Annotated in this window: 20 protein-coding genes and 1 tRNA gene; 11 read left to right on the top strand and 10 right to left on the bottom strand. The window is 66.0% G+C overall.

Translation table 11 applies throughout. The features are described from left to right. The first annotated feature begins 114 nt into the window (after positions 1 to 114). A complete protein-coding gene (locus NQJ30_RS07255) occupies positions 115 to 813 on the top strand; it encodes a hypothetical protein (protein WP_255769177.1) in 699 nt (232 codons plus the stop codon). Between the two features lie 26 nt (positions 814 to 839). Here the strand turns inward: NQJ30_RS07255 and disA are convergent, their stop codons facing one another. After that, entirely contained in the window at positions 840 to 1,916 is a 1,077-nt protein-coding gene (gene disA / locus NQJ30_RS07250) for a DNA integrity scanning diadenylate cyclase DisA (protein ID WP_255769176.1), read from the bottom strand. A gap of 404 nt (positions 1,917 to 2,320) precedes the next feature. Here disA and NQJ30_RS07245 point away from each other — a divergent pair, with 404 nt between their 5' ends. Both NQJ30_RS07245 and NQJ30_RS07240 read left to right on the top strand, forming a co-directional pair. Then, on the top strand, positions 2,321 to 3,934 hold the full coding sequence (locus NQJ30_RS07245) for a peptide chain release factor 3 (RefSeq protein WP_255769175.1): 1,614 nt from the start codon (positions 2,321 to 2,323) through the stop codon (positions 3,932 to 3,934). A 7-nt stretch (positions 3,935 to 3,941) separates the two neighbouring features. Further along, on the top strand, positions 3,942 to 5,186 hold the full coding sequence (locus NQJ30_RS07240; protein ID WP_255769174.1) for a beta-ketoacyl-[acyl-carrier-protein] synthase family protein: 1,245 nt from the start codon (positions 3,942 to 3,944) through the stop codon (positions 5,184 to 5,186). 40 nt (positions 5,187 to 5,226) lie between these two features. On the opposite strand, the gene radA is transcribed toward NQJ30_RS07240, so the two are convergent. Together radA and NQJ30_RS07230 are read right to left on the bottom strand one after the other, a co-directional pair. After that, positions 5,227 to 6,600 (bottom strand): DNA repair protein RadA, encoded by a 1,374-nt coding sequence (gene radA / locus NQJ30_RS07235; protein WP_255769173.1) that lies wholly within the window; start codon positions 6,598 to 6,600, stop codon positions 5,227 to 5,229. Positions 6,601 to 6,637: 37 nt separating this feature from the next. After that, on the bottom strand, positions 6,638 to 7,765 hold the full coding sequence (locus NQJ30_RS07230; protein WP_255769172.1) for an FUSC family protein: 1,128 nt from the start codon (positions 7,763 to 7,765) through the stop codon (positions 6,638 to 6,640). Positions 7,766 to 8,000: 235 nt separating this feature from the next. Here NQJ30_RS07230 and pstS point away from each other — a divergent pair, with 235 nt between their 5' ends. The 4 genes from pstS to pstB all read left to right on the top strand — a co-directional run bounded on the left by pstS (position 8,001) and on the right by pstB (position 12,131). Then, positions 8,001 to 9,119 (top strand): phosphate ABC transporter substrate-binding protein PstS, encoded by a 1,119-nt coding sequence (pstS, locus tag NQJ30_RS07225; RefSeq protein WP_255769171.1) that lies wholly within the window; start codon positions 8,001 to 8,003, stop codon positions 9,117 to 9,119. A gap of 105 nt (positions 9,120 to 9,224) precedes the next feature. Next, on the top strand, positions 9,225 to 10,157 hold the full coding sequence (gene pstC / locus NQJ30_RS07220; RefSeq protein ID WP_255769170.1) for a phosphate ABC transporter permease subunit PstC: 933 nt from the start codon (positions 9,225 to 9,227) through the stop codon (positions 10,155 to 10,157). Beyond that, positions 10,158 to 11,270: a phosphate ABC transporter permease PstA gene (pstA, locus tag NQJ30_RS07215; RefSeq protein ID WP_255769169.1), complete on the top strand. Its 1,113-nt coding sequence runs from the start codon at positions 10,158 to 10,160 to the stop codon at positions 11,268 to 11,270. Between the two features lie 81 nt (positions 11,271 to 11,351). Beyond that, positions 11,352 to 12,131 carry a phosphate ABC transporter ATP-binding protein PstB gene (pstB, locus tag NQJ30_RS07210; RefSeq protein WP_255769168.1) on the top strand — a complete coding sequence of 260 codons (780 nt, stop codon included), beginning with the start codon at positions 11,352 to 11,354 and terminating at the stop codon, positions 12,129 to 12,131. Positions 12,132 to 12,290: 159 nt separating this feature from the next. On the opposite strand, the gene NQJ30_RS07205 is transcribed toward pstB, so the two are convergent. The 3 genes from NQJ30_RS07205 to NQJ30_RS07195 all read right to left on the bottom strand — a co-directional run bounded on the left by NQJ30_RS07205 (position 12,291) and on the right by NQJ30_RS07195 (position 14,863). Then, positions 12,291 to 13,307, bottom strand: a complete 1,017-nt coding sequence (locus tag NQJ30_RS07205) for an inorganic phosphate transporter (protein ID WP_255769167.1) — start codon at positions 13,305 to 13,307, stop codon at positions 12,291 to 12,293. Position 13,308: 1 nt separating this feature from the next. After that, positions 13,309 to 13,926: a DUF47 domain-containing protein gene (locus NQJ30_RS07200; protein WP_255769166.1), complete on the bottom strand. Its 618-nt coding sequence runs from the start codon at positions 13,924 to 13,926 to the stop codon at positions 13,309 to 13,311. Between the two features lie 277 nt (positions 13,927 to 14,203). Beyond that, on the bottom strand, positions 14,204 to 14,863 hold the full coding sequence (locus NQJ30_RS07195; protein WP_255769165.1) for a hypothetical protein: 660 nt from the start codon (positions 14,861 to 14,863) through the stop codon (positions 14,204 to 14,206). A 204-nt stretch (positions 14,864 to 15,067) separates the two neighbouring features. Here NQJ30_RS07195 and NQJ30_RS07190 point away from each other — a divergent pair. After that, a tRNA-Lys gene (locus NQJ30_RS07190) sits at positions 15,068 to 15,140 on the top strand. Positions 15,141 to 15,235: 95 nt separating this feature from the next. Here the strand turns inward: NQJ30_RS07190 and NQJ30_RS07185 are convergent. Together NQJ30_RS07185 and NQJ30_RS07180 are read right to left on the bottom strand one after the other, a co-directional pair. Next, positions 15,236 to 15,595, bottom strand: a complete 360-nt coding sequence (locus NQJ30_RS07185; RefSeq protein ID WP_255769164.1) for a hypothetical protein — start codon at positions 15,593 to 15,595, stop codon at positions 15,236 to 15,238. 48 nt (positions 15,596 to 15,643) lie between these two features. Next, the gene (locus NQJ30_RS07180; RefSeq protein ID WP_255769162.1) at positions 15,644 to 16,582 is read right to left on the bottom strand and encodes an ANTAR domain-containing protein; all 939 of its coding nucleotides are present in this window, start codon (positions 16,580 to 16,582) and stop codon (positions 15,644 to 15,646) included. Positions 16,583 to 17,023: 441 nt separating this feature from the next. Here NQJ30_RS07180 and NQJ30_RS07175 point away from each other — a divergent pair, with 441 nt between their 5' ends. Both NQJ30_RS07175 and malQ read left to right on the top strand, forming a co-directional pair. After that, complete coding sequence (locus NQJ30_RS07175) at positions 17,024 to 17,599, top strand: HhH-GPD-type base excision DNA repair protein (RefSeq protein ID WP_255769161.1); 576 nt, start codon at positions 17,024 to 17,026, stop codon at positions 17,597 to 17,599. Between the two features lie 122 nt (positions 17,600 to 17,721). Further along, a complete protein-coding gene (gene malQ / locus NQJ30_RS07170) occupies positions 17,722 to 19,938 on the top strand; it encodes a 4-alpha-glucanotransferase (RefSeq protein WP_255769160.1) in 2,217 nt (738 codons plus the stop codon). Here the strand turns inward: malQ and NQJ30_RS07165 are convergent. Continuing rightward, entirely contained in the window at positions 19,935 to 22,994 is a 3,060-nt protein-coding gene (locus tag NQJ30_RS07165; protein ID WP_255769295.1) for an alpha-amylase family glycosyl hydrolase, read from the bottom strand. The two genes, malQ and NQJ30_RS07165, sit on opposite strands and share 4 nt — an antisense overlap. 494 nt (positions 22,995 to 23,488) lie before the next feature. Here NQJ30_RS07165 and NQJ30_RS07160 point away from each other — a divergent pair, with 494 nt between their 5' ends. After that, the gene (locus tag NQJ30_RS07160) at positions 23,489 to 24,472 is read left to right on the top strand and encodes a methyltransferase (protein ID WP_255769294.1); all 984 of its coding nucleotides are present in this window, start codon (positions 23,489 to 23,491) and stop codon (positions 24,470 to 24,472) included. A gap of 43 nt (positions 24,473 to 24,515) precedes the next feature. Here the strand turns inward: NQJ30_RS07160 and NQJ30_RS07155 are convergent, their stop codons facing one another. Continuing rightward, positions 24,516 to 24,863 carry an ester cyclase gene (locus NQJ30_RS07155; protein ID WP_255769159.1) on the bottom strand — a complete coding sequence of 116 codons (348 nt, stop codon included), beginning with the start codon at positions 24,861 to 24,863 and terminating at the stop codon, positions 24,516 to 24,518. Positions 24,864 to 25,108: the final 245 nt, after the last annotated feature.

Below are 25,108 nucleotides of genomic sequence, written 5' to 3'. Positions count from 1 at the left end.
GCGGCCCGCGCCAAGATGAGCCTCTGGGTGTGACCGGCAAACTGTGACCCGGGCGTTGGCCGGGCGGCGGCGTGGTGGGCAGGCAAAATGCGGCCGGTTCTCTAGCCTAGAAGGATGGGCAGGCAAGGCAATTCATCAGAGCGCACTACGGCACCCGTTTCGGGTTCCCGTGCCGGTTCCGGCGCGTCCCGGAAGCCGAGTCCCGCCGTCTACCGCCGTCGCCGCCTGTTTGTGGGGGTAGTCCTCCTGTTTGTGGTTGGCCTGGTTTTCGGCGGCTTTGCCGTGGGAGGAGCCTTCAACGGGACCAAGCAGGTGTCCTCCACTGAGAGTGCTGCCCCTGCCCCCAGCGAATCCGCACCCGCCAGGGATCCGGCGTCGGCAGCGCCGAGCGCCGCTCCGACGCCCACACCCACGCCGACCCCCACGTGCAACCAGAACCTGGTCACCGTTTCGGCGTCGACAGACAAACCGGCGTACGGCCCCGACGAGAAGCCGCTGCTCACACTGAAGGTGACCAACGGCGGCACCATGCCGTGCGAGGTCAACATCGGCACATCGCAGATGGAATTCGTGGTCACCAGCGGCGCGGACCGGATTTTCTCGTCCAAGGACTGCCAGGCCAAAAGCGAGGACCTGGTGAAAACCATTGCGCCCGGAGCCAGCGAGACGGCCAACTTCCCGTGGGCCCGGAACCGCTCACTTGAGGGCTGCCAGCCGATACAGACGAAGCCCGGCGGCGGCGGGGCCTACTACATCTTCACGGCCAAGCTTGGCTCGAAGGCCAGCCCGAAGGCAGTGTTCCAGCTCAACTAACTGTCCGATGGCTCGCCGGGCGGGGACTAGAGGAAGCGGTCCAACAGGCTTGCTTCGGCCATCCGGCTCAAGCCCTCGCGCACGGTTCTAGCGCGCTGGTCGCCGATGCCGTCCACGGTCATCAGGTCATCGATGGTGGCCGCCATCAAGAACTGCAGCCCCCCGAAGTGGTCAACCAGGCGGTCGGCCACGGCCTTGGGGACTGCCTTGAGGCCTGACAGGAGCCGGTAGCCGCGGGGCTGCACCACGGCGTCGAGCGTGTCCACGCCTCCGGCGAAGCCGATGATCCCGGAGATTTTGCCGAGGTCGATCAGCTCGGTGGGGCCAAGATTCACGAGGGCGCTGACGGCTTTCTCGATGTCCGCGGCGGACGCGTCAGGGCCGGCATAGTCACGGATGATGACGTCGCTGCCCGGCCCCCGGCCAACCGTGAGTTCGTCCAGTTGGAGCGACAGCAGCCGGCCGTCCTCGCCCAGTTCCAGGACGTACTGCGAGATTTCCTCGGAGATCCGGCGGACCATTTCCTGCCGCTGCAGGGTGACGGCGACATCCCGGACGGTCACCATGGCCTCGATCTCCAGCGCGGACAGCGAGCTGGTGACCTGGTCCAGCCTGGACCGGTACCGTTCCAGGGTGGCGAGGGCCTGGTTGGCGCGGGCCAGTACCTTCTCGGACCCTTCCAGCACGTGCCGGAGCCCGTTCACGTACAGGGCGATGATCTGCATGGACTGGCTGACCGAGATCACGGGGACGCCGGTCTGGATGGCGACGCGTTCGGCGGTGCGGTGGCGGGTTCCGGATTCCTGGGTTTCGATGCTGGAGTCCGGGACCAGCTGGACGGCGGCGCGCAGGATGTTGCCGGCGTCCTTGTCGCAGATGATGGCGCCGTCCATTTTCGCCAGCTCGCGGAGGCGGGTGGGGGAGAAGTCGATGCCGATGTCGAAGCCGCCTGAACAGATGGATTCGATGGTCCGGTCGATGCCCAGCACGATCAGCGCGCCGGTCCGGCCCCGGAGGATCCGTTCGAGCCCGTCCCGCAGCGGCGTTCCCGGAGCCACTCTGCCAAGAGTCGCCTTGAGCGATTCTTCGGGGCTCCGCGCCATAGGTGTTCCCTTCAAAAGTGCGGACTGCCGCCCGCAGAATGCCGGAATTCACGCTCAGCCGGCAGGACTAAAAGTACTCATTTTCCCGCTAGGTCCATGATAGGGGTAAGAATCAGTAGAAACCGCACGGACAAGCCCTAAAGTGCCTCATGCGGGGGTGCCGGAAAGTGCCTGGGGATGGCGTCCGACGGCGGCTGGCCGGAAAGCATTTTGCTCACCAGGGCGTCTGCATACGGGCCTGCGCGGTCGTCTGCGTGCTGGGGCCCCGAGTGCGGGGCCGTCGCAGTCTTCAGCGCCGGCCCGGCACTGCGATAAACTTGGAACTTGGCGTTCAGCCAGTCAGATTCCCCTCGCGCCAGGGTTTTCCCGGCCGCAGTCGTCCCCATCGCAGCGAAAGTAGCACCGTGTCCCAAGATGTCCTTAGCCCCGCCCGGGTCAACGAGATTCACAAACAGGCGGCCCGGCGTCGGACCTTTGCTGTTATTTCGCACCCCGACGCCGGCAAGTCCACGCTGACCGAGGCCTTGGCGCTGCACGCGAAAGTCATCGGCACCGCCGGCGCGTCCAGCGGCAAAGCGAACCGCAAGGAAACGGTCTCGGACTGGATGCAGATGGAAAAGGACCGCGGCATCTCAATCAGCTCCGCCGCGCTTCAGTTCTCCTACCGGGACACCGTCATCAACCTGCTGGACACCCCCGGCCACGCCGACTTTTCCGAGGACACCTACCGAGTTCTCGCCGCCGTCGACTGCGCCGTGATGCTGGTTGATGCCGCCAAGGGCCTGGAAACCCAGACCATGAAGCTGTTCGAAGTCTGCAAGCAGCGCAACCTGCCCATCATCACCGTGATCAACAAGTGGGACCGGCCCGGCCTGGACGCGCTGGCGCTGATGGACGAAATCACCGAGCGCACCGGCCTGCAGCCCATGCCGCTGACCTGGGCCGTGGGCATCTCCGGCGACTTCCGCGGTGTCTGGGACCTCCGCAACGACCGTTTCGCCCGGTTCCAGCGCAACAACGCCGGCGCCAACATCGCGCTGACCGAGTACTTCACGCCGGAGGAAGCCGCGGAAAGCCAGGGCAACAACTGGTCCGACGCCGTGGACGAGGCGGGCCTGGTGATCGAGTCCAACCTCGAGTTCGACGTCGACGCCTTCCACGCCGGCACCGCCACGCCCATCCTCTTCAGCTCTGCCGCCCTGAACTTCGGCGTCAAGGAAATCCTAGACGCGCTGGTCGATTTCGCGCCGCCCGCTGCACCTCGGCCGGACATTGACGGTAGCCCGCGCGCCGTCGACTCGCCGTTCTCCGGCTTCGTCTTCAAGGTCCAGGCCGGCATGAACAAGGCCCACCGCGACCATGTGGCCTTCATCCGCGTCTGCTCCGGCGTCTTCGAACGCGGCATGGTGGTCACCCAGACCCGCACCGGGAAATCGTTCGCCACCAAGTACGCCCAGCAGGTGTTCGGCCGCGAACGCGAGGTCATCGACGAGGCCTACCCCGGCGACGTCGTAGGCCTGGTCAACGCCTCCTCGCTCCGAGTGGGCGACAGCCTGTTCCTGGAGGAAGCCGTGGAATACCCGGCGATCCCGCTGTTCGCCCCCGAACACTTCCAGGTGGCCCGCTCCAAGGACCCCAGCAAGTTCAAGCAGTTCCGCCGCGGCATCGAGCAGCTCGAGCACGAGGGCGTCATCCAGCTGCTCCGCTCCGACCTCCGCGGCGATCAGGCGCCGGTGCTCGCCGCCGTCGGGCCCATGCAGTTCGAGGTGGTGGAGGACAGGATGGCGCACGATTTCAGCGCGCCCATGCGCCTCGAGCGGCTGTCCTACTCACTCGCAAGGATTACGACTGCGGACGCGATGCCCGCGCTGGCCAACGTACCTGGCGCCGAGGTGCTGTTGAGGTCCGACGGCGAATACCTCGCGTTGTTCACCGATGTCTGGGCCCTTCGCCGGATCGAAAAGAACCACCCCGATCTGACCCTGGTGCCCATCGGCACGCATAACCCCGCAAAGTAGGGTCAGCATGAACGCGGTCCCCAAGGACGCCGAACAGCAGCGTGCGCTGATCACCGGCGCCGGCACCATCAACCCGCTCGGTGCCACCGTGGCGGAGACCTGGTCCGGCCTGACTGCCGGGAAGTCCGGGATCACTGCCCTGGACGCAGAGTGGGCTGCGCAGCTGCCGGTCCGGATGGCGGGGCAGGTCACCGCCGATCTCTCCGAACATCTTTCCACCCGCGAACTGAAGCGCATGGACCGCTGCGGGCAGCTGGCGCTGGTGGCGGCCCGCGAGGCGTGGGCCCAGGCTGGTTCGCCGGACGTGGACCCGGAGCGGTTTGCCGTGGTGATCGGCTCGGCTTACGGCGGTCTCGGTTCCACGCTGGAGCAGGACCGTATCTTGGGTGAATCCGGCCCGCGCAAAGTCTCACCGCATACCCTCACCCGGCTCATGGTCAACGGGCCGGCGGCCTGGGTGTCCATCGACCTGGGTGCCCGCGGCGGCGCGCGCACGCCCGTCAGTGCCTGCGCGTCCGGCGCCGAAGCCATTGTCCAGGGTGCCGAAATGATCAGGTCCGGAGCGGCCGACGTCGTGATTGCCGGGGGCGTGGACGCCTCCGTCAACGACCTGGTGATCACCGGTTTTTCCCAGATCCGCGCCCTGTCCACGCGCAACGATGAGCCGCAGCGCGCGTCACGGCCGTTCGACGCCGGCCGCGACGGGTTTGTCCTCTCTGAAGGCGCCGCCATGGTGGTGCTGGAGAGCGAGGCGCACGCCCGCGCCCGCGGCGCCGCCGTGCTCGGTGCCGTGGCGGGTGGCGCGGTCACGTCCGACGCCCACGACATCGTGGCAGCGGACCCCGCCATGCAGGTGCGCGTCATGCAGAAATCCTTGGCTGCGTCCGGAATGCAGGCTTCGGAGATCGGCTTCGTCCACGCCCACGCCACGTCCACCCCGGTGGGGGACAGGCTCGAAGCACAGGGCATCAACGCGGTCTTCGGCGCGGACGTGCCGGTCACGTCAACGAAGGGCCATACCGGACACCTGCTCGGCGGTGCCGGCGCGCTCGCTGCGGTGGTGGTTGTGCAGGCCCTGCAGACCGGCCAGCTCCCGGGCACCGTGAACATCGACGCGCTGGATCCCGAGGTGAACCTGAATATCGTGACCGAAAACGCCCACACGCTGGCACCCGGGTTCGCCCCGGCCGGCCTGGTGAACGCCTTCGGCTTTGGCGGCCACAGTGTTGCGCTGGTGATTACGGGGAGCTGAGGCTGGGTACGCGGAGCTGAGGCCCACCCCGTCCCGACCGCTAACCGATCAGCAGGCTCAGCGCTTCTGTAAGGTGCTCCACCTCGCGGACGGAGAACCCAGGGGGAACGGGTCCCGGCCCGTTATGGCTGGCCGGAACCACGGCGTGGGTGAAGCCCAGGCGGTGGGCCTCCTGGATCCGCTGGTTGATGCCGGGCACTGGCCGCACTTCGCCGGCCAGGCCCACTTCACCGAACGCGATCAGTCGGATTGGCAGTGGCTTCCGCGCTTTGGCGGACGCCACTGCCAACGCGACCGCAAGATCCGTGGCGGGTTCGCTGAGCTTCACGCCGCCCACTGTGGCCACATAGGAATCGTCCTTGTGCAGCAGGCACCCGGCGCGCTGCTGGAGGACGGCGAGCAGCATGGAAACCCGCGAACTGTCCAGGCCGCTGGTGGCCCGGCGCGGCTGCGAATTGGGACTCTCGGCCAGGAGCGACTGCACTTCGGCCAGCAACGGCCGCCGTCCTTCCATGGTCACGGTGATGCAGGTGCCGGAAACCGGGTCCTTGGTACGGCTGACGAACAGCCCGCTGGGGTCGGCGAGCCCTTCGATGCCGTTCTCGTTCAGGTCAAAACAGCCGACGTCGTCCGTGGGTCCATACCGGTTCTTCACCGCGCGCAGCATCCGCAGCCGGGAATGGCGTTCGCCCTCAAACTGGCACACCACATCCACCAGGTGCTCGAGCAGCCGCGGACCAGCGATGGACCCGTCCTTGGTCACATGGCCCACCAGCAGCGTGGTCATGTTGCGCCGCTTGGCCGCCGCGATGATGGAGGCGGCCACTTCACGAACCTGCGACACCCCGCCCGCGCTGCCGTCCACATCCGCGCTGCTGAGCGTCTGGACCGAGTCAACGATCAGAAGCCGCGGCTCGATTTTTTCCACCTGTCCCAGGGCCTGGCCGAGGTCCGTTTCGGCTGACAGATACAGGGAATCTGCGACGGCGTCGATCCGCTCAGCCCGCAGCTTCACCTGGGCGGCGGACTCCTCACCGGTAACGTACAGGACGTCCTGCGCGGTCCGCGCAAATTTCGCGGCGACATCCAGCAGCAGGGTGGACTTGCCCACTCCCGGCTCACCGGCCAGCAGAATCACGGCGCCCGGAACCAGGCCTCCGCCGAGGACGCGGTCCAGTTCATCAACGCCGGTGGGCAGGAACGCCGCGGTGGTGGCGTCCACCTCGGCAATCCGCCGCGCTGGCTCCAAAACTGTAGTTGCCGCCGTCGTACGCGCCACGGCCGCGCCGGTTTCCTCCACGCTGCCCCACGCCTGGCACTCACCGCAGCGCCCCACCCACTTGACCGTGGTCCAGCCGCATTCGGCGCATTTGTATGCGGGCGCTTTGGAAGCGCGGGAAGTCTTTGTTGCCATGGGTTCCACCCTACTGGCGGCCCCCGACATCCTGCCCCTACAGGCCCGGCAGTATGTCCCGGGCCTCGCGCGAGTCCATCCCGGTGGCCTCCAGCAGGTCCACCATCAGCGGCCGGAAGAGCATCACCACGGTCTCACCCTCCAGCCGCTGGACCTTGAGCAGCTTGGGGTGCAACCGCAACGCGATCTCACTTAACTCGTGGCGGGCGGTGCGCAGATGGGCGCGCCGCACGCCGTCGTGCGTCTCTGCGAGGCCCAGCGAAAGTTCGTCGATGGCCGCCGCGGTTTCCTGGAGGACGTCGGCAATGTTCTCGGTGGCTTCGTCGGACAGCGCCGCATGATTGATGGCACTGGTCAACCGCCGCGCGAAGACGCGGCTGTTGCGGAGCGCCAGGTCGATGAAGTCCAGCGCGGTATCCAGCTGGTCCAGTTCGTCCCGGTGCCGGCGGTGCGCCGGGGCCAGGGTGGCCACCTCGTTGGAGGCGCGCAGCGACTGGCGCATGCGGTCCACCAGCGGTTGGCAGTTGCGGCCCCGGATCAGCGCATGCCAGGCCTGGGTGGAATCGCTTTCCGTCAGCGCGGAGGCACACTCGCGGAGCACCTCAGCAAGCTCGTGCAGGATCTTCCGAACGTCCTCGCGCGGCTCCCGGCGCGGGTCCTTCGGGACCAGGAACGTCACCAGCAACGCACACAGCCCGCCCACCACGGCGTCCAGGCTCCGGGTGAAAGGGCCGCCGGCGGGCGCCGGCAGCAGCACCACCAGCAGGGACTGCAGCCCCAGCTGGGTGGTGAAGATGGTGCCGCTGTCCAGGAAGCGGGCCAACAGGATGGAGAAAAGAAGTACGACGGCGGCCTGCCAGATTCCGCTGCCCAGCCAGTGCAGGAGCAGATCACCCACGGCGATGCCAATGGTGCAGCCAAGGCCCACTTCCATGACGCGGCGCAGGCGGGGGTCCCGCGAGAAACCCAGGGCGATCAGTGACGAGGTGGCCGCAAAGAGGGGGCCGGAATGGCCCAGCACATACTCGGCGAAGGCGTAGGCACCCACCGCGCACGCAGTCATCTGGACCGCGGGAAGCAGCGAATTCCGGCTCCGGATCAGGCCTGTGCGCATCCGACTGCGCAGGAATCGCCTGCTTGCTGAAAGTCCTGCTGCTGCGGCCATGCCCTTCAGTCTATTTGCCGGGCGGCCACTACGACCGCAAGTGTGACCTGCGCAATGGTGACGCTACAGTTGTAAGGAAGAATGTCACTGCCGTTAACGTTCTGTTCACTTTCGGCAGCCAATTCCTTTACCTGTTGCCCCTAAATTCGATGAAGGTACAAAACGTACGCATCGCGCTGCAGGGCGTCTCCGGCCCTGCCCGCTACTGAATATCCCTGGAAGGGGTACACATCTAGTGAAGGCACTTCGTTTCGGCCGCCACGCGGCTATCGCTGTAATCGCTGCCGGCGCACTCGCGCTCACCGCCTGCGGTTCAGACAACCCCTCCGGCAACACGCCTGCAGGCACCCAGACTTCCGGCACGAAGGTGACCGGCACCCTGACCGGCATCGGCGCCTCCTCCACCGGCCCCGCCATGGACGCCTGGAAGGCCGGCTTCGCAGCTGCCAACTCCGGCGCATCAGTGCAGTACTCCCCGGACGGCTCCGGCGCAGGCCGCAAGGCCATCATCGACGGCTCGGCCCAGTTCGCCGGTTCCGATGCGTACCTCAAGGACGAAGAGCTGGCCAGCTCCAAGGCCAAGTGCGGCCCCGAGGGCGCCATCAACATCCCGGTTTACATCTCCCCGATCGCCGTTGCCTTCAACCTCCCGGGCATCACCGAACTGAAGCTTGACGCCACCACCGTGGCCAAGATCTTCCGCGGCCAGATCGCCACCTGGAACGATCCGGCAATCGCCGCCCTGAACCCGGGCGTCTCCCTCCCGGACACCAAGGTCACCCCGGTCAACCGCTCTGACGACTCCGGTACCACCACCAACTTCACCGAGTACCTGGCTGCCGCTGCCGCCGATGTCTGGACCGACAAGGCTTCCGGCGTCTGGCCCGCATCCCTGCAGGGCGAGAACGCCAAGGGCACCTCCGGCGTCGTCAAGACCGTCACCGACACCCCGGGCGCCGTGACCTACGCGGATGACTCCGCAGTTGGCGGCAAGCTGGGCACCGCTTCCATCAAGGTGGGCGAGGAGTTCGTCAAGATCTCCGCCGATGCCGCTGCCAAGGCTGTTGAAGCCGGCAAGCCCGTTGAAGGCCGCTCCGCCAACGACGTCGCCATCAAGCTGGACCGCAAGACCACTGCTTCCGGCGCTTACCCGGTTGTCCTGGTTTCGTACCACGTCGTTTGCACCACCTACGACAAGCAGGAAACCGTTGACCTGGTCAAGGCCTTCGAAAGCTACGTAGTTTCGGATGCCGGCCAGAAGGCAGCCGCTGACTCCGCGAAGTCCGCACCGCTCTCGGCCTCGCTCGCCGAGAAGGCCGCCAAGGCCATCGAATCCATCAAGGTCAAGGCCTAAGGCTAAGTCCTGAACCGAGTTCCCCGCCACGCCGCAAGGCGGGCGGGGAACTTGGCTTTTGTAAGCTAGTTCTTTGCGCACCACCAAACAACCGAAGGGTCTGGAATGACCGCCACCCCCCTGAGTACTTCCCAGGGCGCAGGCCGCGCCGGGGATAAGATCTTTTCCGGCGCCGCGCTGGCCGCCGGGTGCCTCATCCTCGCCGTCCTGTTCGGCGTTGCACTGTTCCTTGTTGTCCAGGCCATTCCGGCGCTCACCGCACCGGCCGCCGAAATCCAGGGCGGAGCAGGCTTCTTCGCCTACATCTGGCCGATCGTCATCGGCACGCTCATCGCCGCAGCGATCGCCCTGGTGATTGCCACTCCGATCGCCATTGGGGTGGCGCTCTTCATTTCCCACTTTGCTCCGCGCGGGCTCGCCTCCGGCCTTGGCTACGTGGTTGACCTCCTCGCCGCGATCCCCTCCGTGATCTACGGTGCCTGGGGTGCTGCGTTCCTTGCCAAGGAAATCTCTCCGGCCTACAACTGGCTGGCCGAAAACATGGGCTGGCTGCCCATCTTCGAGGGCCCGGCATCGGCCACCGGCAAGACCATCCTCACCGCGGGCATTGTGCTTTCAGTCATGGTCCTGCCCATCATCACGTCCCTGACCAGGGAGATCTTCCTGCAGACCCCCAAGCTGCATGAGGAAGCCGCCCTGGCCCTCGGCGCCACGCGCTGGGAAATGATCAAGATGGCAGTCCTGCCGTTCGCCCGCCCGGGCATCATCAGTGCCGTCATGCTTGGCCTGGGCCGTGCCCTCGGCGAAACCATGGCCGTGGCACTCGTGCTCTCCTCGGGCGCCTTGACCGCAAGCCTGATCACGTCCGGCAACCAGACCATCGCTGCCGAAATCGCCCTGAACTTCCCCGAAGCAAGCGGCCTCAAGGTCAGCACGCTGATCGCCGCCGGCCTGGTCCTGTTCCTCATCACACTGGCCGTGAACATGATCGCCCGCTGGATCATCAGCAGGCACAAAGAATTCTCGGGAGCAAACTAAATGACCTCCACGCTCACCCCGGTGCGCAGCAAGCGCTCAGCCCTCACCAAAGGCCAGCTGCCCGCGTTCGCACCATACGTCGTCCTGGCGGCCGCGCTCATCATTGGCGCCGCCATCCTGGCCCTGATCGGGTTCAACGCTTTCGGCTGGGGCGTCGTCTCCGCATTGCTCTTCGCCATCGGCCTGGTGACCTGGAGCGCCATTGTCGAAGGCTCACGCAAAGCCAAGGACAAGCTGGCCACCTGCCTGGTGGTGGGCTCATTCCTGATCGCACTGCTCCCGCTGATCTCCGTCATCTGGACCGTCCTGGTCAACGGCATCCCCGGCGTCATCGCCCCCGGCTTCCTCACCAGTTCCATGAACGGTGTTACCGGCATCTATGACACCAAGGCCGTGGAACAGGGTGCCCCGGTCATCGGCGGCATCTACCACGCGATCGTGGGCACCGTGCAGATCACGCTGGTGGCCACCCTCATCTCCGTGCCCGTGGGCCTGCTCACCGCCATCTACCTGGTGGAGTACGGCAACGACGGCCGACTGGCCCGGGCCATCACGTTCTTCGTAGACGTGATGACCGGCATCCCGTCCATCGTCGCCGGCCTGTTCGCAGCAGCGTTCTTCTTCGCAGTGGTTGGGCCCGGCACCAAAACCGGTGCTGTCGCCGCCGTCGCCCTTTCTGTGCTGATGATCCCCGTGGTGGTGCGCTCCAGCGAGGAAATGCTGAAGATTGTTCCCAACGAACTGCGCGAAGCCGCCTATGCGCTGGGCGTGCGTAAATGGCGCACCATCCTCAAGGTGGTTATTCCGACGGCGATCTCCGGTATCGCTTCCGGCGTCACCCTTGCGATCGCCCGCGTTATCGGCGAAACCGCGCCCATCCTGGTCACCGCAGGTTTTGCCACCACCATCAACAACAACGTGTTCGGCGGTTGGATGGCCTCGCTTCCCACGTTCATTTACACCCAGATCCTCAATCCCACGTCGCCGGCCAACCCGGATCCGTCCTCCCAGCGGGCCTGGGGCGCCGCCCTGGTGCTGATCGTCCTGGTGATGATCCTCAACCTTGTCGCCCGGCTGATCGCCAGGATCTTCGCCCCCAAGACGGGCCGCTGACTCCCTCTTTCGGCGGCCCATTCCGGTCCCAGCGGCCAACCTCTAGACTTCAATCCGTACCCCAGCAAGTGAAGGAACATCATGTCTAAGCGCATCGACGTCAAAGACCTGAACGTGTACTACGGCGATTTCCTCGCCGTGGAGGATGTCAACATCAACATCGACGCCAAGTCCGTGACGGCCTTCATCGGTCCCTCGGGCTGTGGCAAATCCACGTTCCTGCGCACCCTGAACCGCATGCACGAAGTGCTGCCCGGGGCCCGTGTTGAAGGCGAAGTCCTTTTGGATGGCGACAACCTCTACGGACCCGGCGTTGACCCGGTGACCGTCCGCTCGCAGATCGGCATGGTCTTCCAGCGGCCCAACCCGTTCCCCACCATGTCCATCCGCGACAACGTGCTGGCGGGCGTGAAGCTGAACAATAAGAAGATCTCCAAGGGGGAAGCCGACGCCTTGGTGGAAAGCTCCCTGCGGGGCGCCAACCTCTGGAACGAGGTCAAGGACCGGCTCGAGAAGCCCGGGTCCGGCCTGTCCGGCGGCCAGCAGCAGCGTCTCTGCATTGCCCGCGCCATTGCCGTGCAGCCGCAGGTGATCCTGATGGACGAGCCCTGCTCCGCACTGGACCCCATCTCCACGCTGGCCATTGAGGACCTCATCAATGAGCTCAAGGATCAGTACACCGTGGTGATCGTGACACACAACATGCAGCAGGCCGCCCGCGTCTCGGACAAGACGGCGTTCTTCAACATCGCCGGCACCGGCAAGCCGGGCAAGCTGATCGAATACGGCAACACGCAGAACATCTTCAGCAACCCCACCGTGAAGGCCACCGAAGACTACGTCTCCGGCCGCTTCGGGTAATCCCCAGCCGCTCCCCAGGCTCGCAAGCTCGCCCGGGGACCCTGCGGCTGTGGGCCCACAAGCTTCATCTCATCGACTGCTCCGGAAGGGCCCTTTTGACAGCTCAGAAGGGCGCTGTTGGAGCAGTCGATCGTGGTTAACCGGCGGGAGTGCTGGCACTCACACGCCGGTCAGCGGTGACAGCGCCAGGGCGAAGACAAAGGCCACGGCAGCGGCCGCCACAGGCGTCAGGACCCACAGCCCGAGGATTTCCATGACCAGTTTCCGGTTGGTCACGGCGAAGTGCTGGTTTTCGCCCGCGCCCAGGGCGGAGGCCGTCACGGTGTGGGTCGTCGACAGGGGCAACTGCAGCGCAATGGCCCCGACGAGCAGCATGAGGGCGCTGAAAGTCTGGGACACGGACCCCCGCAGCGGGTCTATCCGGGTGATCTTGTAGGCGAGGGTGTACGAGATCCGCCAGCCGCCGAACATGGTCCCGGCGGCCATCATCACCGCTGACACCAGTGCGATCCACAGGGGGATGCTGTCGCCGTCGTCATAACCTGCCGTCACGAGCGCGAGCAGCAGCACGGCGCCCACCCGCTGCCCGTCCTGCAGCCCGTGCCCGAACGCGACAGCGCCGGTGGCGATGGCCTGGCTGCGGCGGAAACGCTGGTTGATGACACTGGGCTGGGCGTAGCGGGCCGCCCAGGTCACCGGAAAAACCGCCAGGTAGGCGCCAACGTAGGCGACAACGGGGGACAGCAGCAGCGGGAGTACCACCTGGAACAGCAGCGACCGGTCCACGCCCCCAACTCCCGCCCCGCCCACGGCAAGGCTCGCGAGCCCGGCACCGGCCAGGCCGCCTACCAGGGCATGCGTGGAGGACGCCGGTATGCCCCGCCACCACATCAGCAGGCCCCAGGCACACGCACTGGCCACGCCGGCAAGGAGGATACTCAGGCCGCCGGTCCCTGGCGGCAGATGAATCCAGGTGTGGCTGACGGCCACCACAATGCTGGCGCTGAGCAGGGCACCCACCAGGTTGAAGAGGGCCGCCAGGAGCACGGCCACCGTCGGTGTGAGGGCACGGGTCCGGACCGCGAGAGCCACGGCGGTGGAGACGTCCCTGAAGCCGTTCAGGAAGCCGAACGCCGCGGTCAGCAGGACCACGGCCCCGAAGATCGCTGCTGTCACCTCAGGATTCCTTGACGATGATGCTGCCTACCTGGGTGGCGATGCGGCGCATGTCTTTGGTGACCTCCACCAACTGGTTGGCCACATCGCGGTTGCGTGAATACTGCGCCCACTTCATGTCCCGGATCATGTCCGCCACCCAAACGCGGTGGGTCCGTTCTGCACGTTGGGCCAGTCTCAGGATCTCGATCCAGTAGTCCTCAAGGTCATCGAGGTTGTCGAGCCGGCGCATGGCGTCCACGGTGAGCTCGGCCTGCCTGCTGATGACCTCCAACTGGTCCGCGGCACGTTTGGGCAGCCGGTCCAGCTTGTAGAGGGAGACCAGTTCGGCGGCGCCGTCCAGCTTTTCGAGGGCTTCGTTGAGGTAGCGGGACAGCGCGTACATGTCTTCGCGGGGCAAAGGGTTAACGAAACTCGTGCGCATGTGGGTCAGCAGGGCGAAGTGCAGCTCGGCTGATTTCGCCTCGTGGTTGTGCATGTCGTCCACGAGTTTGGGGTGCTCGGAGGCCGGCACGCCGAGGATCTCTGCCATGGTGGCGCTGGCATGCACGATCTGCTGGGCCATTTGGGACAGCAGGACCAGCCCGGCGGGCTCCTGGGGGAAAAGGCGAAGCTTCACGTGGGTTCGGTCTCCGGGCGTTGTACTGGGTCTGGGGCCGCCCACTGTGACTTGACGCAGGCCTGCAACTGGTCTTGAGTCTACCGGGCTGCTGACTGTGGCCTGTAAACGGGCAAGAAAAATGGTGCCGAACCGGATACGCCTCTCGGCGGTAGGCCGCTCTAGGCGGCTAAATGTTGAAGCCCGGGGGTTTCGCGGCTCGGCACCAGTTTTAGTGTTCTACGTTGCCCGGCCCAAGTCAACATTGACAGATGGGGCCCTGGGAGGCAGCGCGAGGTCAGTCCAGCTCGCCCAGGCGCCAGGCATTCGCAGCGTGTTCGAGGTCTTCAGCGGTTTTTACCAGCTGATGCGAGTTGCGGGTGAGCTTGCTCGCGTGAGCCTCATTTCCGTGTTCGGCGCCGTCAGCGAGAGTTGCCTGGCCGAGCGCCACCACGCGGCAGAAAGCGGCGGAACGTTCCAGCGCGACGTCGAACTCGCCGTCGAACGCGCCGGAAAGTATGGCGTCCGCGAGGGTACGCATTTCATCGGCCCCCGGCGGCTCGGCAGCGCCCGCCACCACGTTGGACACTTGCGCAGTGTCCTTGCCCGCGCGGAAGTAGACGGAGATCCGCTCCGGATCCTGGACGGTGGCCGCGCGCAGCGCATACAGCCGCCACAGCGCGCCAGGCAGGGACCGCGCCGGGCTTTCGGCCCACATTTCGGCGATGGCATCCAGTCCCTGTTCGTCCGTCAGCTTGACCAGGCGTTCAGTGATGACGGGGTCGTCGCTGTCGCGCCCGTGGCGCACCAGCGCCTGGGCCGCGAGGTGTGCGGCCTCGGAAACCCGGGCGGGATCCGGTCCGCCGGCGAACGGCTCGAAGTCAAGGGGAGCGAACGGCTTGGGCTTGTGATGCCGGTTGGAGCCGCCATAGTGACTGGGTCCTGCTTGCTCGTTCATGCCCCCACGCTACTCCTGTGCCGCCGGGGAAATCGAGTGCTCCAGGGAACCTGCTGCGCTCCGGCCCGGGGGCCCCGGATCCTGTGGAAAAGGGACGTACGACGGCGGCGCGTGCCTTTGATGCCAAAGCAGACCCGCACGTGGGGTAAAGTATCTATCGTCCAGAAATGGACTGGGCTGATCGGACAGTTGACCGGTCGGCTGGGGCCTTTAGCTCAGTTGGTAGAGCATCGGACTTTTAATCCGTGGGTCGTGGGTTCGATCCCCACAGGGCCCACCCACGCAGCAGGCCAGGGGCGAAACGCCACTGGCCTGTTTCATTTTAAGCGGGCTCAGCTCAGATCAGCTCAGCTCAGCTCAGGTCAGCACCGCTCAGCTGAGCGAGAGCACGAGGTAAAGCAGTGCGAGGGCAAGTGCCGTCGGAGTCATGGTGAGGCGTTCCGGCCGGCTGCGCGAGATCCCGTTCATGACAACACCCAGGCCGAAGTAGGCCGTGAGCACCCAACTGGTCACGTCCGTGAAGGAGCCGCTGAGGAACGGTGCCGTCACCCCGGCCCTCGCCAGGGCGATGTAAGCGAAGACGCCGTAGAGAACGATCGAGACTGCGCTGCCCACCCTTAGCCTGGGTGTAAGAACCTTGTGCTGGCCGCCCCACGCCAGATGGCCAAGCGGAGCCCCCGCAATAAGTGCCAGCTGGAAAACCGTGAGGACGGCGAGTATCGCCGCAGCCACAAGCGCACAAACCTGAACCATCGTTGCCCCCAAGAGCGTGCTGCTGGCCTAGTGTTCGAAGTGGGTGCGCGGCGCGCCGCCGGGCAACTTCTCCAGAATACCCTCGGCCACTTTACGGAGCTTGATGTTCCGGTGGCTCGAGGCCCTGGCGATGATGGCAATCGCGTCATCGTAGGAGCACCGGTTCTGCGCCATGATCACTCCGCAGGCAATATCGATCGACGTGCGGCTTTCGAGCGCGGACTGCAGGTCCGATGCCCTGACGCTGGTGGAATGAAGTTCAAGGACCAGTCTTAGGCCCCGCGCGGCGAGGTCCGCGAACCCGCGGGCGCCCGCGATGACCCGGAGCGGGAAGGCCTGGGCGGTGGGGGCAAAGAAGGCGAGGGCCGCGGCGGCACTGTCGTCCAGCCCGAGCCGCAGGCCAAGAACGCTGTGGAATCCGGCCTCCTGCAGGTGCGGCCGGTAGTGCGACCAGCGGAAATCGGAAGAAACGTGGTTCATGGCCACGGTGCCGTTGCCGGAGAGCGCTTCCGTCAGTGGCCCTTCATGCACTTCATGCTCCAGCCGTGCCAGCATTTCCGTCTGCGCGTTGGTGCCCGCCGTAGCGGTGGCATTCTTTGCCCTGGTGAGGATCGCGCAGCATTCCACCGGGGAATCCGTCAGCCTCCTGAGGGTGGCGGATGCCGTTCGGGCCAGGATCTCGAGCGAGTCTGCAAGGGTCTGGGCGCCGGTGGCCAGATCGGGGATGAACCCGTCCGGGCCCGAACCAAGCGGACTGGCGCCAAGCGGACCCGCGCCTTGCGGAGCGGCCCCAACCGGACCGGCGCCTAGCGGGCCGGTGCTGACCGTTCCGCCGGCCGAAGGTGCCGGCTGACCGGGAAGGGCAGCCGGATGCCCGGCCGCGTGGGGTGGCAGCTGGTGCGGCGGCGCCGGACGCCTGCCCGCCGTTGTGTGGGACGCGGAAACCTGGGACGTGGAGTACTTCACGGCCGGCTCCTGAGCGGCTGTCTCCCGCGGAACCGGCTACCCGCCCGCCCGTGCGCGCGAAGAGGGTCCAACCAGGGCGGGGGCGGCGAAAACCGGGTGTTCAGAGGGCCGGCGACGGCTGGGGGAGAGGCCTTGGTCTCGAAGACCTCCTCGTCGCCGGCCCCGCTTACTTCCCGCACCCGTGAGCGCGGGAAAACGTGGCTGCTAAGTCCTGTATTCATTCCTTCTCACAACCCCCTAGTGAGACATCCGACCCAGCGAGATAGCGAGTCATTGGCTCTAGAACGAAGGTAGTGGGGGCACGGCCCCAGGCAAACGCGTAATCGGTACTCGAGTTTAAAATTAGGTAGTACTTGGGCCCTCAGGACGGCGCACCCGGCTGAGCCGGAAAACGGAGTTGAACCATGACGCGGGGAGCCCGGGGATGGAAGGATAAGGGCCATGGAACTGCATATCACCGGGGACCCCGCTGCCGACCAACTGCTCACCGATGACGCGTTTGCACTGCTGACAGGCATGCTGCTGGACCAGCAGGTAACCATGGAGTCCGCCTTCGCGGGGCCGGAGAAGATCCGGTCACGTATCGGCTCGATTGATCCGGCAGCCGTGGCTGCCTACGAACCGGAGGCGTTCGTGGAGGTCTTCAAGGAGCGGCCGGCTGTGCACCGGTTCCCCGGCTCGATGGCAGCACGGGTCCAGGCCCTCGCTGAAACCGTCCAGCAGGAATGGAACGGTGACGCCACGCAGATCTGGACCCAGGGCGGGCCGGACGGCAAGGAAGTTCTGCGCCGCCTGCAGGCGCTGCCGGGGTTCGGGGAGCAGAAGGCGAAGATCTTCCTTGCGCTCCTTGGCAAGCAATGCGGGCTGAGCGCGCAGGGCTGGCGCGAGGCGGCCGGGCACTACGGCCAGGAGGATGCCTTCCTTTCGGTTGCTGACATCGTGGATCCTGAGTCCCTCGTCAAGGTGCGGGCAAGCAAGCAGGCAGCGAAGGCAGCGGCGAAGCAGGCCCGCGGCTGACCCGTTTGTGGCGCGTGCTCCTGCAATAATCGGAACCGACGGTTGTCCGGGCGCAGCGAAGCCCCGGCCAGTCAGGACGCAATGTAAGTTCAGGCCCATCACACCAGACGAGGCGGACATCCATGAAGGTTCCAGACCAGCAGTATGCACAACTTTCCGGCGCGCCGGGTGCACCGGGCGGCGGGGATACGGCCGCTGTGGATCAGGAACTCCTTCGCCGCCTGGCCGACGTGCACGGGGTGGGCACTACCTTTTGGGGCTTCGACGGGCTGCAGTACGGCGTCGCCACGGACACGCTGGTCAAGGTGCTGGCGGCCCTGGGCGTTGCGGCCCATTCCAACGAACTGATCGAGGCGGCCCTTGCCGAGGCGGACGTGGCGCCGTGGCGGCGCATGCTGCCACCCGCCGTCGTGGTCCAGCAGGGCGAGGCCGCAGAGGTACCGGTCCATGTCCGGGACGGCGCCACTGCGCGCCTCACCGTGGCGCTGGAAGCAGGCGCCGGCGATCCGGTGGAGGCGGTGCAGCAGGACGTGTGGATCCCGCCACGGGACGTGGACGGTGTGGCCACCGGCAGGGCCACGTTCGCCCTTCCGGAGGGGCTGCCGCTCGGGTGGCACACGCTGCATGCCGAGTCCGACGGCGTCACGGCCGAATGCGCGCTGGTGGTGGTTCCGGCGCGGCTTACCACCGCCGATCCTCTGGTGGGGCGCCGCGGCTGGGGCCTGGCCACCCAGCTTTACTCCGTACGGTCCAAGCGCTCCTGGGGCATCGGTGACTTCGCCGACTTGGCGGACCTGGCTGCCCTGAGTGGCGCCCGCGGCGCGGACTACGTCCTGGTTAACCCGCTCCACGCTGCCGAGCCGGTTCCGCCGGTCCAGCCGTCGCCCTACTCGCCGTCCACCCGCCGTTTTTTCAACCCGCTCTACATCAGGGTGGAAGCCATTCCGGAGTTCGCGTACCTGAAGCCCCGGCGGCGGGCCACGATCGAAAAGCTCCAGGAACACGTGCAGCCGCTTAACTCGGACGGTGAACGGCTGGACCGGAATGCCGTGTTCGCGGCCAAGCTCCAGGCGCTCGAATTGCTGTACCACGCGCGGCGCTCGCCGGCGCGACAGGCTGCCTTCGACGAATTCTGCCGGATTTCCGGTTCCGGGTTGGACGACTTTGCCCTGTGGTCAGCCATCCGGGAGGACCTCGCGCCCGGGGATCCGCTGTGGACCGATCCGGACTGCGCACTCGGCACCCCGGAAACCGAAGGCCTGCGGGAGAAGCTGGCTGACCGGATCGGCTTCCACCGCTGGCTGCAGTGGATCTGCGACGAGCAGCTCGAGTACGCGCAGCAGGCCGCACGCCGGGCGGGGATGCGGCTGGGTGTGGTGCACGATCTGGCCGTGGGCGTCGACCTGAGCAGCGCCGACGCCTGGACGCTCCGCGGTGTGCTGGCACCAGGGGTCAGCGTGGGCGCCCCGCCGGACATGTACAACCAGCTGGGCCAGGACTGGAACCAGCCGCCGTGGCATCCGGCGCGTCTCGCGGAGGCCGGTTACGCACCCTTCCGCAACATGCTGGCCACCGTGCTCCGGCACGCGGGCGGGATCCGCGTGGACCACGTCCTGGGCCTGTTCCGGCTCTGGTGGGTGCCGGCTGGCAACTCGCCGCGGGATGGCGCCTACGTCAAGTACGACCACGACGCACTGATCGGCATCCTGGCCCTCGAGGCCCAGCGCGCCGGAGCCGTAGTGATCGGGGAGGACCTGGGCACCTTCGAGCCGTGGGTGCGTGACTACCTGGCCGCCCGCGGCATCCTGGGCACGTCCATCCTGTGGTTCGAGAACGACGGCGACTCCCCGCTGCCGCCCGAAAGGTACCGGACGCAGGCGCTCGCCAGTGTTAACACCCATGACCTGCCGCCCACCGCCGGCTACCTCGCGGGCGACCATGTGGCGCTCCGCAGCAGGCTGGGCCTGCTGAAACGTTCGGAGGCCGAGGAACGGGCTGAACACGAGGCCACCCTCGAAAAAATGATGGGACTGCTGCGTGAACGCGGGCTGTTGCCGGACGGCGGACAGGCAGGCCTCGACCACGGGGAAACCGTGGTCGAGGCGCTGCACCGCCTGCTCGCCCAGACGCCGTCGGTGCTGCTCGGCGTCGCATTGGTTGACGCAGTGGGGGAGCGGCGCCTGCAGAACCAGCCGGGCACCACGGAAGCGCTTTATCCCAACTGGCAGGTCCCGCTGGGTGACGCCGAAGGCAATGCCGTGTACCTCGACGACCTTCCGGCGAACCGGCGGTTCAACTCCCTCCTGGCCGCGGTGGAGGAGTCCCTGCACACCCCCTAGCCTGCCGTGAGCAGGTGGGTGGTGTGGTCGTACCGGAAGGTGACCGGGCCGCCGTCGTGCTTGTACGAAATGTTGCCGCCGTTGGGCGCACCGTCTGCCCCGTAGTTCACCTCCCATCCGCGGTTCAGCGCTGCCTTGAACTCATAGGTGCCCGCCGGCAGTGCCGTTACCGCCAATTTCCATACCTGGGAGGCCGGATCCAGCGTCAGTTGCGCCTGGTCGCAGGCTGGTTCCCAGTCGGAGGCGCACCCCAGCTCGCTGTTCAGGCTGCCGGCGATGGCCACCGCCTGCGGCTGTTGGCTGGCGTAGACCGTGCTGGTGAGGTGGGTGCGGTGATCGTAGCGGAAGGTGACGGTGCCGCCCGGATGATTGAGGACAATGTTGTTGCCGTTGAGGGCACCATCCGCGCCGTAGTTCACGGTCCAGTTTCCGTTGAGTGCGGCCTTGAATTCGTACTGGCCGGGCGGGAGTTCGGCTGAGAGCCGCCAGATGCTGTCCGCTGGGTCGTACACCAGGGACGCTTGAGGGCAGCCGGGGTCCCAATCCGCGGGGCAGCCCAGTTCGGTGTTGAACGTGCCGGCCACCGTCACGGAGTCCGGCTGTGGTGCCTTGCCGACGGTCACCGTCCGCGGTTCGCTGGCCGCGGTGTAGCCGGGGCCGGACATCGTGGCGCGGTACTGCACCTGGGTGCCGTTGCTGAGGCCCAGCGATGCGAGGTCGTCGACTGCCGTGTAGGCCGGGGACGAATCGTCCGAGCCCACAGCAGCCCAGCCACCCCCTGCCACGCTGCGTTCGAAGGACACCACATGGCTGGATTTCTCCGGATCGGCGGTGGCACTGATTTCCACTTTGCCTTCGACGCTGCTGCCTTCCACCGGCTTCTGGATAGTCAGTTTGGGCGCCGGGGCGGTGGCCGTCCGGGGCCCGCTGGTGGCAGTGTGGCGGCCGTTGTCCAGAACGGTGGCGCGGTATTCGACTGCCGTGCCCGGGTCCAGGGCGGCCACGTCGTGGAACACCTGGTACGGTGCCGTGTCGTCGGTGCCGATCGGCGTCCAGTCGCCGCCTGCCTGTTTCGCTTCGAAGGTGACCTCATAGAACGAAGAACCGCCGACGTCGGCTGTTACCTTGATCCTGCCGTTGTCCGCCGGTGCCGCGGCAGGCTGCTGCAGTGCGATGGCCGGAGCCGCCTTTGAGTGCGGGATCCGGCCAGACGACTGGTACACCACGGCGGACAGGGGCGGGACGGTGACGGTCAGCATGGCGTCGGCTGAGGTCTTGACGTCGTTGACCGCCTCGCCGTAGATGCGGGTGTAGTTGCGCTTTTCGATGTAGGTGGGCACTTGCGCCGTCTGCTGCTGCCCGCTGTTGTTCAGCGCAACCACGTATTCGCGCTGGTCCTCCGCGTCCGTGCGTGAGAACGCATAGATCCCCTCGCCGTCCGCGGCGTAGCGGTGCTGGTGGGCGCCGTCGCGCAGGGCGGGGTGCTCCTTGGTCAGGGCAGCGAGTTCGCTGATCTTGGCGTAGAGCGGGTGGCCGGTGTTGAAGTTGTCGGTGGCGTGTGTGGCATCGGTACCCAGCAGGTCGTCGTCGAGGTACTCCGGGACCTGGCTGGCGAAGAGCGTTTGGCGCGCGTCCTGGTCACCGCCGGGGCCGGTAAAACCCTGCTCGTCGCCGTAGTAGATCACCGGGTTGCCGCGGGAGAAGTACATCAGTTCGTGGGCCAGTTGGTCGCGGGCCAACTTTTCAGCGTCGGTGGCGCCGGGGTTGTCTGCGGCGATGAAGCTGCCGATCCGGCCCATATCGTGGTTGCCCAGGAACGTGGGCAGTTGGTACACGTTGGAATCTGCGTCGGTGTACCAGTCATCGCGGGCGAAGAACGTTCCGAGGTTGCGGGCGTCCTGGCTCTTGGAGGCGAAGTTGCGGGCGGCGTCCTGGAACGGGAAATCCAGCACGGCCTGCATCTGGTTGCGCGTGGTGAACTGGGACGTGAAACTCTGGCTGGTGTCGAACACCTCGCCGAACATAAAGAACTCGTCCTTGCCCTGTGCCTTCGCGTAGTTGAGGACGTTGGGCCCGAATTCCTGCCAGAACTCGTTGTTGACGTGCTTCATGGTGTCGATCCGGAAGCCGTCCACGCCGAAATCGCCGATCCAGGATTTGTAGATGTCCTCCATGCCCTGCACTACTCTTGGGTTTTCGGTGAAGAGGTCATCCAGGCCGAAAAAGTCCCCATACATGGAGTCCTCGCCGGTGAAGGTGGTGTCCCCGCGGTTGTGATAGAGGGTCAGATCGTTGAGCCAGTCCGGGACCTTCACGTGCTCTTCGCCGGCTTCGAGGACGGGTTTGTACGGAAATGAGGTCTCGGTATTGAGCTTCGGGAACGTTTCCTTGCCGGCGAAGTCACGGTCATCGAACACGTCGCCCTGCGCCGTCCGGTAGGGGGCGGCGTCCTTGGAGACATAACTCTTGCGGGCACCCTCTTCGTAGCCGATGACGTCCGCGGTGTGGTTGGTGATGATGTCGAAGTACACCTTCATGCCGCGCGAGTGTGCCTCTACGATCAGGGCTTTCAGTTCGTTGTTGGTGCCGAGGTGCGGGTCGATCTGGGTGAAGTCAGTGACCCAGTAACCGTGGTAACCGGCCGACTTGTCCTCGGGCTGGACAGCCTTGTTCTTGAAGCTCGGAGTCAGCCAGATGGACGTGGTGCCCAGGCCCTGGATGTAGTCGATTTTGTCCCGGAGCCCGGCGAGGTCGCCGCCGTTGTAGAAGCCCTTCTTGGTGGGGTCGAAGCCGGACACCATGGGATCTGGGCCCAGGCCGCCGTCGTCGTTGGCGGTGTTCCCATTGCTGAAGCGGTCGGCCATCACGAAGTAGAAATTCTCGTCCGTCACCGGGGCGCGGAGCGAATGAGCGGCCGACGACGGCGCGGGCTTCTTCGGGTCCGTGTTCCCAGTGCCCGGGGTGGCCTGCGCCGGAAGTGCGGTTGCTGAGGCGGTCAGGGCTGCGGCCAGAAGGGTTGACGCCGCTCGGAACCAGGCGGGCCGTCGGGGTTTGATGCGGGGTGCAACGGGAGATTTTTCGTGCAGGTGGTGGAGCGGTTTCTGCAGGGTTGCGGATTTTCTCCTTGGCAGAAGGATGAGTGCGTTGTGGAGACGTGGGGAGGCGCCTCTGGGGGTGCGGTTGTTCACGGACGAGACCTTCCTGGTAGCGGCGATGCTGTTCAAGGTTTTGACGGGCTGCGCTGCGCCTGGCTGTTCAGTCGACGACAGGCGTGCAGCGGGTCCGCGGCGCTCCCAGCGAGTGCTCAGCGAACCTCGCCAAACCGTAAGCGCTTACACAGAATAAATCCAGTCTTTTGCGATTCGCGCGGAGGGGCTAAGGAGCGCATACGATGAGCTTTGTGGCGGGTGTTTCGGACTCCGAACTCCCCCTGCTTTGCTGCCGGTTGACTGCCCCGGTGGAAGTACTTGCCGAGGCCCGTCCCGGTAAGCACCTCCCGCGGCACAGCGAAAGGGTCCCTTTGCCAGGTTCCGAATTGCGTGTTGAGGCCATGGAGGGGATCGTTGTGCGCCTTCGCGCGGCGGGGTGCGTATTCGCTGAGGAAGAGGCCAGGCTGCTTTTAGGCTGGGCTTCCAGTCCCGTTGAACTCGACGCCGGCGTGGCCAAGCGTGTTGCCGGATACCCGCTGGAATACATCCTTGGATGGGCTGAGTTCGCTGGACTAAGGATCGCACTCGACGCCGGTGTTTTTGTTCCACGCCGGCGCACGGAGCTGCTGGTCAAAGAGGCCGTACGAGTTCTTTCGGCTCGGCGGCTGCCGGAAGCTGGGGAGGGGCTCTCCCCGGGTCGGGGAACGGGTCAGCCCCAGTCGGCCGGCGCGGCCGGCGCGGCTGGCGCGGCTGGCGCGGGCAGCGGCGACGCGTCGGTCGCGCCTTATGGGGCGACGGGTCGCCGGGGGCCGGCAGGGGCGGCCAGCGTGTACGAGCCCGGGGAAGGTGCCCAGTCAGGCGCCGGCGTCGTCGTCGTTGATCTGTGCTGCGGCTCCGGCGCGGCGGGTGCCGCCATCGTCAGCAGGGTTCCTGGGCTGGAGTTGCATGCTGCGGACATCGATCCCGTTGCGGTGCGGTGTGCGCGCCGGAACGTTGACTTGCCGGGTGGGTGGGTTCATCAGGGCGATCTTTACGGTGCTCTGCCGGCGGGCCTCAGGCGAAGGGTTTCCGTGGTAATCGCCAATGCCCCGTACGTCCCGACGGCTGAGATTGCCACCATGCCGCGCGAAGCCAGGGATTATGAGCCCAGACTGTCGCTCGACGGGGGTCCGGACGGACTGGATCTGCAGCGCCGAGTGGCCGCAGGCGCAAGCGACTGGCTGGCGCCAGGTGGACATCTCCTCATTGAGACGAGCAGACTGCAGGCCGAACATACAGCCGCGATCATGGCGGCAGAGGGCTTTGAAGTCCGGACAGTCCGTTCAGACGAATTGGAGGGCACCGTAGTGGTGGGGCGGGCCAGCGGGCGCAGGCCAAGGGTCTGATTCCTGCGCGCCGCCGGGTCCTCCGTCGTCTAGTGAGCGGCAGTTATGCCCAGATGTATTCCTCGGCGATGGCGCCATCCTTCCACTTCGCTACGGTGACCATGCGTCCGCCGCCCTCGAACTCGCCAATCACGCACGTCCACTCGCCGGACCCGAAGGCAATGGGGTGCGAGGTGATCTGGGGAGGTGTACCACCGGCAGATTCCACATAGGCCTTCATGGCATCGATGTGTTCCTGAACGCCGTGGGTGGGTGCCTGGCCCTTCCAGTCCACTAGAACATCGTCGGTGTGGTGATGGGCAAACACTCCGTTCCAGTCGGCGTTGTTCCAGCCCGTGAAGTCCAGGTCATCCATGCCTTTAAGGTTCGATGCCACCTGATCATCAGTCATGAGTTGCTTCTTTCCATCGGTAGTTGGATTTGCGTGGAATTGCGTGCCCGCGTCGTGGCTGCCTGAGTCTGGATGGCGATATTCCCCGGAGCGGGATGCCCTGACACTATCCCTCAGACGGGCGACGTGGAAGGTCCCTCTGGCGGGCAGCCTGGAAGACCTGTGGGCGCAGGCCGGACGCGGTCGCCTACTTCTGCGGGTGCAGGCCGGCGGTGCTCTGTAGGGACTTTTCCCGCAGACTCCCT

Source organism: Pseudarthrobacter sulfonivorans (assembly GCF_024391045.1).
Taxonomy (GTDB): Bacteria; Actinomycetota; Actinomycetes; order Actinomycetales; family Micrococcaceae; genus Arthrobacter; species Arthrobacter sulfonivorans_B.
Note: the sequence above shows the minus strand (reverse complement) of the source record. Positions and strands in the feature narration are given on the sequence as shown.

Coding starts and splice junctions, on each gene's coding strand:
- pstB (WP_255769168.1), top strand. CDS start 11,352: ATGTCTAAGCGCATCGACGTCAAAGACCTGAACGTGTACTACGGCGAT.
- radA (WP_255769173.1), bottom strand. CDS start 6,600: ATGGCAACAAAGACTTCCCGCGCTTCCAAAGCGCCCGCATACAAATGC.
- NQJ30_RS07160 (WP_255769294.1), top strand. CDS start 23,489: ATGGAGGGGATCGTTGTGCGCCTTCGCGCGGCGGGGTGCGTATTCGCT.
- NQJ30_RS07240 (WP_255769174.1), top strand. CDS start 3,942: ATGAACGCGGTCCCCAAGGACGCCGAACAGCAGCGTGCGCTGATCACC.
- NQJ30_RS07175 (WP_255769161.1), top strand. CDS start 17,024: ATGGAACTGCATATCACCGGGGACCCCGCTGCCGACCAACTGCTCACC.
- NQJ30_RS07195 (WP_255769165.1), bottom strand. CDS start 14,863: ATGAACGAGCAAGCAGGACCCAGTCACTATGGCGGCTCCAACCGGCAT.
- disA (WP_255769176.1), bottom strand. CDS start 1,916: ATGGCGCGGAGCCCCGAAGAATCGCTCAAGGCGACTCTTGGCAGAGTG.
- pstC (WP_255769170.1), top strand. CDS start 9,225: ATGACCGCCACCCCCCTGAGTACTTCCCAGGGCGCAGGCCGCGCCGGG.
- NQJ30_RS07230 (WP_255769172.1), bottom strand. CDS start 7,765: ATGGCCGCAGCAGCAGGACTTTCAGCAAGCAGGCGATTCCTGCGCAGT.
- NQJ30_RS07155 (WP_255769159.1), bottom strand. CDS start 24,863: ATGACTGATGATCAGGTGGCATCGAACCTTAAAGGCATGGATGACCTG.
- pstA (WP_255769169.1), top strand. CDS start 10,158: ATGACCTCCACGCTCACCCCGGTGCGCAGCAAGCGCTCAGCCCTCACC.
- NQJ30_RS07255 (WP_255769177.1), top strand. CDS start 115: ATGGGCAGGCAAGGCAATTCATCAGAGCGCACTACGGCACCCGTTTCG.
- malQ (WP_255769160.1), top strand. CDS start 17,722: ATGAAGGTTCCAGACCAGCAGTATGCACAACTTTCCGGCGCGCCGGGT.